We start from the raw sequence: 11,522 nt of genomic DNA on the forward strand, positions 1-11,522 counted from the left end.
AGAACAATTCGTTCTGGGGTATCGAACATTTTATTCGTTTTTCTGGAAATATTTCATACTTTTTCCTTTGCCGCTTTTATACTATTACGTTCTTCCCTATGATGATGGGCCAGGTTTCCTCGCCTTTCAGACATCTGTTTTTGGACAGTGTGACGTTCTTATCCAGGATTGCGTAGTTCAGTGTGGAGTTTTCCTCTATTACGCTGCCCTGCATGATTATGCTGTCCTTTACAACAGCTCCCTTCTTGACGGTAACCCCGCGGAAAAGCACACTGTTCTCAACTGTTCCCTCTATTATACACCCGTCGGCGATTATCGAATTTCTGACCTCTGCCTCTTCATTGTATTTTGCAGGTGCTTCATCCTTTACCTTGGTAAATACTTTTGCCGTGCCCAGAAGCTCCCTGTTGATTTCAGGATTCAACAGCTCCATATTGCACTTATAGTACATCTGGACCGAGGATATGCTCCTCCAGTAGCCATTGTATTTATAACCGTATATTTTCAGCTTGTGCAGCATTTTTATTATTATGTCCATGACAAAATCATAATAGCCATGGGCGACACTTTCCTCCAGCAGGGCTATCAGCAGCTCACGCTTTATCATGTATGTGCCGAGGGAAGCCAGAAGTGTGTTAGGATTCACAGGCTTTTCCTGGAAATCTATAACCCTCTGGCTGCTGTCAACCTGAAGTATTCCCATGTTTGTGAGTTCATCGATGGGAACATCGTTCATTTCACGGTACATGATGGTTATATCGGCATCTGTTTCCTTGTGAGCACGCAGCATTTCATCAAATGCAGTGGTATAGACACAGTTTCCCTGGGATATGACAACGTACTCCTCATTACTTCTCCTTAAGAAGGTGAGGTTATTGTACATGGCATCGGCAGTACCCCTGTACCAGCCAGAGCTTTCATCGGACAGAAAAGGCGGAAATATGAACAATCCGTCATTCTTTCTATCCAGGTCCCACTCCTTGCCCGAGCCCAGGTGGTCCATCAGTGACCTGAAGCTGTACTGGGTTATGACGCCGATATTGGTAATACCGGAATTGACCATATTGGACAGGACGAAGTCCACCGCCCTGTATTTTCCTCCCACCGGTACGGCAGGGGTCGATCTCATTGTTGAGAGTTCTTTTAACTTTGTACTTTTACCGCCCGATAAAATAATACCCATTACATTTTTCATTCCCGGACACCCCCTTTGAATATGCTTTTGCCCGACTCAACAGTTAGGGAAGGGAAATCCCCGGCAGCAGCGCCTATATCTATCATTACGTTTTTGCCTATTACCGCACCGTCAGGTATATCCGCCTCTTCACCCACTACTGTTATTCCGGAGTTGTATATACCTGGCTTATATTCGTTCTGCACGTCCTCTCCCTCTCCAAGTCTGCAATATTCACCGACAGTTACAAATTCGCTGATGATGCACCTTTTAACAGAGGAATTCTTTTTGATGATGGAATTTGACATTATTATGGAGTCTTCTATGAGAGCCCCTTCCTCAACTACCGCTCCCGGGAACAGAACTGAATTTATTACTGTTCCGTGAACCTGGCAGCCTTCCGCCACCATGGATTTTTTGACGCTGGCAGCCGGTCCGATATAATGTGCCGACTTGACAGGGTTGGGGGTATAAATCCGCCACTCGGGATCAAACAGATTGAATTCCGGAACTCTGCTCACCAGATCCATATTTGATTCCCAGAAGGCCTGCACCGTACCTACATCCCTCCAATATCCCGAGAACTGGTATGCCCACATGCTCTTTCCGTCCTTGAGCATGGCGGGGATGATATTTTTACCGAAGTCATTGTCCGAGCCCGGTGTTTCATTGTCCTTTATAAGGTACTTCCTGAGTGTTTGCCAATTAAATATATAAACACCCATTGATGCCAGTGTGCTTTTGGGATTTTTCGGTTTTTCCTCGAATTCATATATATTGCCGTTTTCATGGCAGTTCATGATACCGTAGCGGCTTGCCTCTTCATAGGGAACATTAATAACTGAGATGGTTGCATCTGCATTATTTTCTTTATGAAAATCAAGCATTTTGGAATAATTCATTTTATAGATATGGTCTCCGGACAGTATTACAACGTACTGGGGAGAGTATTTATCTATGTAATGAATATTCTGATATACCGCATTTGCAGTACCTTTGAACCATTCACCCATTTCAGCCTTCAAATAGGGTGATAATATTGTGACGCCGCCGTCAATCCTATCCATATCCCAGGGTTTTCCTATGCCGATATGGGAATTGAGCTTGAGGGGCTGATATTGGGTCAGGACACCTACGGTGTCTATGCCCGAATTGGTACAATTGCTGAGGGAGAAATCAATTATTCTGTATTTGCCGCCGTATAAAACTGCGGGTTTGGCAACATTTTTTGTGAGGACACCGAGCCTGCTCCCTTGTCCTCCGGCAAGTAACAACGCTATCATTTCTTTTTTAATCATTGCATCAACTCCCGGTAATTCATTTTGTCATATATGCTGCGTAATCGAAGTTATTACATTTATTAATATTAATTCTACATCTACTCCAATTATTCCTTTCTGTGATGAAAAATATAATGGGTCAAAATAAAATAAAAACCCCGCCCTACCTGCTTCCAAGGGGCAGGTACGACGGAGTTTTACCACGCGCGGTGCTATCTTTAAATACGACTATACTGCATTATGGGTAAAGGCAGCAATAGCGTCAATAGGTATATCGGTAACTGATCCGACTGATCTGATAGGGTATCCGTTATTTCCGTACCCGTTATCCATATTGTCACCCATATTGCCCATACAGCCTATACCGTTTGCATAGGGTGTTCCGCTGCAGGAATTGCCCAGTGCACATCCGGGTGCGGGACCAATTTGACTTAACAGTTTTACAAAGCACTCATTAACCCCTAAAAGCACCCCTGTAAATCCACAGCCTGACATTCCGCCGCTCTTTGTAAATATAGTAACAGTTTCACCGATTCTTTTACATAAGGCATTTGCAATATCACCGTTTAAGCTCAGACCGCCATGGTTATTGTTAAACTCTTCTGACATATTCTCCTCTCCTTCCACAACATTAAATACATCTGATAATCTCAGGCCGGAATGCCCTTTGACAAATCAAATTTATTATTAGGGTTATTACATATTATGTTAACGGTTGGAGGTTTGTTACATTATAAAATTAACATTATCAACATTCTGCCAAAAGCCATTTGAAAATTTTCAGTCTTTCCTCATTAATGATCCGGACCCCGGAGTCAAAGAACTCTATATGCCCTCCCTTTCCGGAAGTATTCAGTATTCCCTTCTCCTCCATGAGACATTTCAAGTATCTCACTGTTCCGCTGCTTCCGTCTATGACATCGATATGTCCCGGAAGGACAAGCTTGAAAATATTCTTGTATATCGGAAAATGAGTGCAGCCCAGAACAAAGGTCTTGTAGTTGTTGAGGTCATATTCCTTCAGCTTTTCCATTATGACCGGGCCGACCCTTTCCCTGTCGAATATCATACTCTCGGCAAGCTCCACCAGTTCGGGGAAGGCAAGGTAATCAACAACATGCTCATGATCTACCCTCTGTACCAGATTATGAAACTTTTCCTCTTTCAGTGTCAGGGGTGTGGCAAAAACAAGAACCCGCTTTCCGTTACCGTTTTCCACCGCCGGTTTAACGGCGGGCTCCATGCCTACAATAGGAAAGGAATACTTGTTTCTCAAGTCCCTGACCGCTATGCTTGTTGCGGTGTTGCATGCCACCACCAGAGCTTTTATGCCCTTTCCCACCATAAAATCCACTGCCTGAAAAACAAAATTATGTACCTCTTCCTTGGTTTTGGTTCCATAAGGCACATGTTCATTGTCGGCATAATATATATAATTTTCATCAGGAAGCTGTCTCAGCGCTTCACTCAGAACTGTTATTCCCCCAAAACCCGAATCCAAAAAGCCTATACTATCGTTTTTCATAGGATAAACTCCTCTCCTCCTGTGTTCTGCAATTATTCTGCATCAATACTGTACTCAACTCATGTCATACTTTATTATGCCCCTAAAGAGGAAGCGGACATTTGCTGCCCCGTTATATTTCCCTTCTGCGCGGTTCCCTGGAAAATTTCATAATAACGGCAAAAATGATCCATCCCACCCCACAGTAAATAACCGAAGGCAAAAAGTATATAAAATACATCAATTCCCTGAACATGCTTGAGAAACTGCTCACACCATAATAGCTGTACAATGAAACCCCCAAAGAATAGAGGGCCGCAAATATCAGGCTTACGGGGACGATTACAAGTGTTTCCCTGCCCAAAAACCATTTATACAATAACAACAGCAATAGCGGGAACACTACGGCCGATATCCCGTAAATAATATAGATGCCTGTCATGGTCAGGTTAAGCCTGACTATGGATATCAACAAAACTATTATTACGACAGATTCAAGAATACTCAGCCCCAGTACTTTTAAAATATTCTTCATGATAACCTCCATGTGATGCATTAACTCAAAGTTGTTCCTTCAGCATTTTCAGATGCTGTTCAATATTTTTCTTTGTAACCAAAACGCCGAAATCTTCGGGCACCGGCACTTTATTATAGTTATCAAACATCCTGGCCAGCATTTTCTCACCGATAAATACCCTGAAATGTGAAGTCTCATAGTAGTTGAACGGATCTCCCGTTATGGAATTGATGCCGCTGAAATCATAAAAATCGGTTATACCCGTCAGCCTTTTTTTAAACTCCATAAACTGTACGGGATTATTTGCAGTATAGGTGGCCTTGTATGTAGGATTGATAAAAACAATGCATTTTATGGAATTCTTATTGCATAAATCCACAAACTCCTGAATATCCTTCAGCGTTTGGTCCATGAAATTTGTATTATGTACCGACGGGGTTTTAAATTTTTTATCCTTAATGTGTTCATCCTTATGTGTATTTATGTATTCGTCTATTTCAGTATGTATAGGTCTGCCCGAGTTGTATATATCGTAAAAAACCGGGAATTCCCCGTCCTTTGGATGTATATATGGCTCAAGGACATTTCTGTCGGGCATTTTGAAAGTATACTTGATATAATACTTTAAATTTTCAATTGCCGATTCCGAATATGGTTCAGTTATAAGCTCCCCATTCTCTGATCTCGGCTCCAGTTTGTATGAAAAATCCTCCAGTCCAAGCATCACGGTTTTCACTTTTATTTTGTTATCCAGAAGCAATTTGAGATTGTAAAGGTGCTCCGACGGTATTCCCTGAGAAATAGTCATATTATAATACTTCCCGTCAGGTATGCTTTCACTTGGAATATTTCCCACCCTTGATGACCCGAACATGAAAGAATCATATTTACCGGGATTGTTCAAAATATACCTGATCTTAATAAAGCGCTGGTTGGGCTCAATCTTTTGCTCCCTGAAATCGGTACGGTAAATCCCGTAGGGGTCATAATGCATATTTATGTATGTTGTGGGTGCCAAAGCCAGCATGGAGATAATCACAATTTTTATAATCAGTTTAACAGCAGCATTCATAAAAACCTCTTAAAATTGAAAATATATAAATTCATTGCTTCCAAACTCTCCCAGAAGCAAAATAGTCAAAATAAGTATGTAATACGCAGTATATCTGACTATAGCCGGTTTGGTCGATAAAATCTCCCACATGTTTTTACCCGACTCCTCCAGCAGATGTACCCCTTCCATAATAATAATCAATATGAAGCTCAAAATAAAGTAATATTTGTCAAAGCCCAGGGTACCCAGCTCAGCCAGCTGTGCTCTGATCACACCTGCATCAAGCAATCCCTCGGGTATGTGGCTTATTATATGCATCGCATCGGCCATACTGTTCGCTCTGAAAAATATCCATGTAAAGCTGATCAGTATAAATGTAAACGACACCTGGAGAATCCAATACAGCCTCGGCAGTTTTTCAAGGTTTAATGCACCGGTAACCCGCCGGCGCACATTGCGGGTTATGTACGATATGACCTGGAATAACCCGTTAAGCCCTCCCCATATGATATATGTCCAATTGGCGCCATGCCACAAGCCGCTGATCAGGAAGGTTATCATCAGGTTCAGCATCCACCTCGACTTTGAAACCCGGTTGCCTCCCATGGAAATATATACGTAGTCCTTAAACCAGGTTGAAAGGGATATATGCCATCTTCTCCAGAACTCGGCAACAGACTTTGACATATACGGGCGTCTGAAATTTGTCATAAGCTTAAAGCCCATAACCTGGGCCGCTCCAATTGCTATATCGGAATAACCCGAAAAATCGCAGAAGATCTGAAAGGAAAAGAAAACAGTTGCTACAATCAGAGTAAAACCGGTATATTCACTTGAGTTGTTATAAACCTGATTAACGAACAGGGCCAGCCGGTCTGCGATGACAACTTTCTTAAAAAAACCCCATGCCATCAGTTTCAGACCTGAGGTCACCCTCTTGTAGTCAAAGCTATGGTATTCATAAAACTGATGCAGCATGTTCTGAGGCCGTTCAATGGGACCTGCCACAAGCTGGGGATAAAACATGACATACAGCGCATATATCCCCAGATGTCTTTCTGCCTTCTGGTGCCCCCTGTACACCTCAATAACATAACTGAGACTCTGGAACGTGTGAAACGACAGGCCTATGGGCAGCAGTATCCACAAATTTTCAATGGGATAATTCCAGTGGAGCAGCCGTGCCATATAAGCCATGTTCTCATTGAAAAAATTAAAATACTTAAAAACAAACAATATGCCTACATTTGATAATATGCTGATAATCAGGAAGAGCTTTTTCTTTTTATCCTGCAGCTTTTCGATATAAATTCCCGAAATATAATCTATAATTATTGTAAAAATTAATATCAGTATGTACACAGGAACGAAAAACATATAAAATATGCAGCTTGCTGTAAGCAGCATAACCCACCGGAGCTTTTGCGGCAGCAGAAAATACAAAATAGTAACTATGGGGAAAAAAATTAAAAAATCCAGTGAATTGAATAACATTATGTACCTCATATATAGTAATCATCATTTGAATTTTACTACATAATCCAAGACTTTACAACAATATCAGAGGCCGATAAATGTATCCCGCAACCGGAATAAAGGCTGCTGCAAGATAAAGACAGTATATCTATTCCTATTACATTTTTATAATTAAGGCAACCAGGAGCTGGGCAAAATCACTGAGAGAGTGGTTTCCCAAATATTTAATACTAATCTAATTCGGCCTTTTTCTGAATCATTCCGTTATATTTATCAATTTCAGCTTGCCACCCTTTTCATGATCGCTAAAATATATTTCACCATGAGTTTCATCATTAAGGCTAATAACAATATAATTCCCAAAAGAATCACTCGCTATTACTGCATTTGCTAAGGGTTACACGTGGCTACTCTGTATTTCTAAGGGCATTTTTTAAATGCGGTATCTGGACTTTGGATATTCTAATCCCTGTTGCCCCTCTATGTCCCTAATATATTCTTTCACTAATTCATAATCAAGTTTACTGCTTTCTTGATTTTCGTCCTTAGCCTCACTTACTCCCGCATTATAGAAGCTCTATACTCCGTTGTTTTCCTGCAGCTTTCCTTACCCCTAAAAGACTCACTCTATATGAAGCCTCCTTACAGAAGCTTATTTACATTTTTTACTACTCTATCTTACCATAATGACAGTTCAAACAACATCAATCTGCCAACTTTTCAAACGGCTTGTATTCGGTCTTTGTCCGCATCATGCCGTAAATAATCCTTACAGCCCTTCTTGTTATGCAGACAAGGGCTTGCGGCTTTGTCTTGCCTTCCTTGAGCTTGCTTTCAAAATACTCTTTGAATACCGGGTGCCTTGCCTTACCGTTGGGATTTACCTGCACCAATTGGATGGCGAGAAAGTGGAATATCGCGTTCAAAACCCTGTTGCCCTGTCTGCTTCGCTGGTCTTTGCCCTTTCCGGCAGAGCTGAAATTGACAGGAGCCACACCGCTGAACCGAGCCAGCTTGTCAGAGTTGGAGAACCTTTCAATATTGCCAATCTCAGAGATAATGCCAGCTGCTGTGATAAGGTTAATGCCAGGCATGGTATGAAGCTTGTAGCCTGTGAGTCGTATCAGTCTTTCCAATTCCCTGTCAATATCCTCGTTCTCCTGCTTCCTGAACTTCAATTCCCGTACAAGGCCCCCGATAACAAGGTCACGCTCATCCTGATAGTCCTTCTCCTCCGGGCTGTTTCTTTCTGAAAGTGATATTATCTCCTGCACCTTCTTTACCCTCATACCCCTATGCACCTGCCGTAATTCCTCCAGCAATTCTTCCGGCTGTACATCTTTCAGATGCCTGGGATGCGGGTACTTCTCCCAGAAATACATGGCTGTTTTGGTATCCACATCACAGAAATATTGCTTGTAGCTTGGGTAAACATAGGTAAGCTGGGCATTCAGCTGGTTTTTGGCAATAATAATGCCTTTGACAAGGGAATCCCTGCGTTTGACAAGTTGCCGGATCGTCCAGAATAAATCGTCATGCGGTTCATCCGACAGGGTATCCAGCATATCCCTCAGTATCCTTGCCACACAAAAGGCATCGTAGGAGTCATCCTTCCTGGACATGGGTGCGCTTGAACGCATTGCATCGGTGTAGGCAGGATTTACATGCTTGACGGTGTATTTATGTCCCAAAAGGTAGGAAGCAAAGTTCCGTCCAAAGCCCCTGGTATCCCCCAGTCCGAATATCGGCTGCAAGTCCCCGTATAGCGATTTCACATCAGCCATGAATTTGTCATAGGCCGACGGTCTGTTGGCGAAGGTGATCTCGCCTAATTTATTTGTCCAGCAGTCCATAACCACTGCCGTATGTGTGTCCTTATGCATGTCTATACCTATAAAAGCCATCTTACGCTTATTGTAAATACTATCTCCTCCGTTTCTTTGCTTTGTCTCCATAAAACCTGCCGGCAACCGCACTTTATGAGCGTTAGTCTTGTGACCCGCAAGGGAGCGTAAACCTATCCACTTTCCATGTGACAAATTACGTGATTTGCACTGCTTTTCAGTGCTTGGCATCATGAGCCTTGATTCAATTGTTGTGTGTGATATTAACTCTGTTGCAAAAGCATTGCAAGTAGATTCTGAGGACTTTTGAATGGAAAGAACAGAACAAAAAAACAGAGAGGAAAAATATTATCATTTAATCCTCTCTGTGTGAATATGCTTTTTATATTGTGCTTTTTTGAAAGTTCTGAGGGAAATCCCCCCTTAAACCCCCGGCTGCCCCCATTTTAGCATGGACAAGAATGCCGGTCTAGCTATGGTTCACCATGAACCATGGGGGGAAGGGCTATGCCTCATGCACTGAGTAAAACCGGGCTGTAGGAATTGATCGTGCAGCATATTTCAATCATAAAATCTCTTGCCCCTGTGTGGCGACGTGTTACCCCTGTTTCCGATTTTTAAGTGACCATCAAGTACGAATACTCATGCACAGATTGAGAAGGAATTTGAGGGCAATTCGGCGACTGTTTGTTTCGATACTTTTCCGAACAAATTGTGCTGAACCCAGGGGTCGAAAATGATGCTGGATAAAGAGAGGTGGTCGCAAGCGACCCCCTCTCGGATTACATCAGCCCGTAGTGCGGGCTGACAGGCATTTGGCATAGGTGTCGGATTGATGAAATTGAGTTGCTATCTGTGTCAGATTATGAGAATTACCGCATTTGCCAAGGGGTTACAAGGTGGTCATTACTGACATCTGTGGCTTTTACGGTGACAAAAAAGAAAAAGTCTTAACAGAGAATGTATGTCCCATTAAGACCCAATTCAATAAATTTGCTTGATTCCACTTTATCTACGTGCCTCAGTAAACATGGTATACATTGAATTTACATTAGAAATAGAAACTGCTTCAATGTGTTTCTGCTGGTACTAGCTTTAATATTTTGCTTAATTCACCTAATTCCAACAAATCTTTTGTCGCAATATCTAAAGATATATCTTTCATCATTAAATATGGTAAGTTTTTAGATCCTTTCAACAAATCAAACAGCCCTTTGTCTATATTAAATTTCTCTTGGATTTTTCTTAAATCCTGAGCACCCCCTGCTGGCTGTGCAATAAGTATAAGGTCACAAAGTTCATTACAAGTTATTTCTTCACACTCATCAATAATGTCAACATTTATGGCTCCTTTATTGATCCAAGATGCAAAATCTGTGGAAACCAATTTTGCATGTTTAGGAGTCATATCTCCACAATCGACCTGTAATAACTCTGTTGCATCCACATTTGCAGGCATTAAATAGAATTTTCCTCCTCCACTACTTCCTACAGCAACATAACCTTTTGCATATTCATCAACTTCATATGTCCTGTTTCTTTCAACAATAATATCTGTTCCAAAAATAACTCCACCATCATCTGCCACAAGTCCATTTGTGTAATGCAATAGTTCTCTAAACACTTTCGGAAACTTTAAAAACAACTCTTTCTCGGCTTTATCTATTTCGTTATCATCAACCGCATGATAAAGTTCAAATTTAGTTAAACTTGATATATCAATCATTTAAATCCTCCTATACTATCAAAGTATCTATAGGCTTCCTTCATAGCTTTTTTTGCTGCTTTTGGTTCTACTCCAACTTGCAATAATTCCCTATATCCTATATTAAATTCATGTTTAATACTTGTATTATACCCCTCCTTACTTCTCCGTGTCCTTTGTAATGAAGATAATTGAGCATGTGATGAACCTGAAACAGACTCAAGTAAAATGGTTGGTGCATTTTTACTATTATAAGGTTTTCCATTTACACTAGCCCACTGTATAGCCCATTCATCTTGTATTGGATGATGTGCCTGTACTAATCCATCTACTTTTGTTGTTCCAAAACCTGGTGCACGATTTTTATTTTTATTCATCTTTTTATATAAATCAACATCATTCGTTTTATAACCTCCTGGTTTTATTATACTATTACTTGATCTTTGTGAGAATGTGATTCCTGATCTATCATTAATTCTCTTGTTCAATTGTTCAGGAGTGACTATTCCATATTTTTCTCTTAAATAGTCTAACCGAGATTCAGCTTCACTTACTCCCGTGTCTGTGGATTCCAAACCATCTGCTACTTTTTTTACTTTTGCTTCGGTTACTTGAGTATCTTGTTCAAGTCCTGATATTCCTGATTCTACCTGTTTTAGGGTTTCTTTGTCAATATCCTTATTAACTCGTATGTCACTTTCATAAGTTGCCATCATGACAACATTTCTGTTCTGGCCTTTTTCCACCCACAGCTCATGGGTTTCGTTGCCCAGCTTGAATTTGACCTTCGGAGTGAGCATTTTCCGTATTGCTCCTGATATTTTGGCTGCTCCTGCTGCCAATATCTGCATTCCAAGCTTCTTCAGGTTTATAAGGCCTAGTGTCATGAGGTTATTATGTATGCCGCTCCTGACGGTTCCGAAGATGTCTCCTCCGCCTTCTGCTTTACTGCCTCCCTGGGCCTGTCC

At 41.4% G+C, this 11,522-nt stretch carries 9 protein-coding genes and 1 pseudogene; all 10 read right to left on the reverse strand.

Translation table 11 applies throughout. From position 1 onward, the window contains the following. Positions 1-76: 76 nt before the first annotated feature. Positions 77-1,195 carry a glucose-1-phosphate adenylyltransferase subunit GlgD gene (gene glgD / locus T344_RS0126040; RefSeq protein ID WP_027631138.1) on the reverse strand — a complete coding sequence of 373 codons (1,119 nt, stop codon included), beginning with the start codon at positions 1,193-1,195 and terminating at the stop codon, positions 77-79. After that, entirely contained in the window at positions 1,192-2,472 is a 1,281-nt protein-coding gene (locus tag T344_RS0126045; protein WP_027631139.1) for a glucose-1-phosphate adenylyltransferase, read from the reverse strand. The genes glgD and T344_RS0126045 overlap by 4 nt, the downstream gene beginning before the upstream one ends. Positions 2,473-2,682: 210 nt before the next feature. Further along, on the reverse strand, positions 2,683-3,063 hold the full coding sequence (locus T344_RS0126050; RefSeq protein ID WP_004626556.1) for a hypothetical protein: 381 nt from the start codon (positions 3,061-3,063) through the stop codon (positions 2,683-2,685). 139 nt (positions 3,064-3,202) lie between these two features. Further along, positions 3,203-3,979 carry a glutamate racemase gene (murI, locus tag T344_RS0126055; RefSeq protein ID WP_027631141.1) on the reverse strand — a complete coding sequence of 259 codons (777 nt, stop codon included), beginning with the start codon at positions 3,977-3,979 and terminating at the stop codon, positions 3,203-3,205. A gap of 112 nt (positions 3,980-4,091) precedes the next feature. Further along, positions 4,092-4,493, reverse strand: a complete 402-nt coding sequence (locus tag T344_RS0126060; RefSeq protein ID WP_027631142.1) for a hypothetical protein — start codon at positions 4,491-4,493, stop codon at positions 4,092-4,094. 25 nt (positions 4,494-4,518) lie between these two features. After that, positions 4,519-5,547 (reverse strand): hypothetical protein, encoded by a 1,029-nt coding sequence (locus tag T344_RS30125; protein ID WP_027631143.1) that lies wholly within the window; start codon positions 5,545-5,547, stop codon positions 4,519-4,521. A 9-nt stretch (positions 5,548-5,556) separates the two neighbouring features. Next, positions 5,557-7,023 carry an MBOAT family O-acyltransferase gene (locus T344_RS0126070; RefSeq protein WP_027631144.1) on the reverse strand — a complete coding sequence of 489 codons (1,467 nt, stop codon included), beginning with the start codon at positions 7,021-7,023 and terminating at the stop codon, positions 5,557-5,559. Between the two features lie 686 nt (positions 7,024-7,709). Then, positions 7,710-8,960, reverse strand: a complete 1,251-nt coding sequence (locus T344_RS0126075; RefSeq protein WP_027631145.1) for an IS110 family RNA-guided transposase — start codon at positions 8,958-8,960, stop codon at positions 7,710-7,712. Between the two features lie 958 nt (positions 8,961-9,918). Further along, complete coding sequence (locus T344_RS0126085) at positions 9,919-10,575, reverse strand: SMI1/KNR4 family protein (RefSeq protein WP_027631146.1); 657 nt, start codon at positions 10,573-10,575, stop codon at positions 9,919-9,921. Beyond that, positions 10,572-11,522: pseudogene (locus T344_RS0126090) on the reverse strand (hypothetical protein); the annotation flags it as partial. The pseudogene T344_RS0126090 and the gene T344_RS0126085, both read right to left, overlap by 4 nt.

Origin of the sequence: Ruminiclostridium cellobioparum DSM 1351 = ATCC 15832, assembly GCF_000621505.1 — a bacterium.
GTDB classification, from domain to species: domain Bacteria; phylum Bacillota; class Clostridia; order Acetivibrionales; family DSM-1351; genus Ruminiclostridium; species Ruminiclostridium cellobioparum.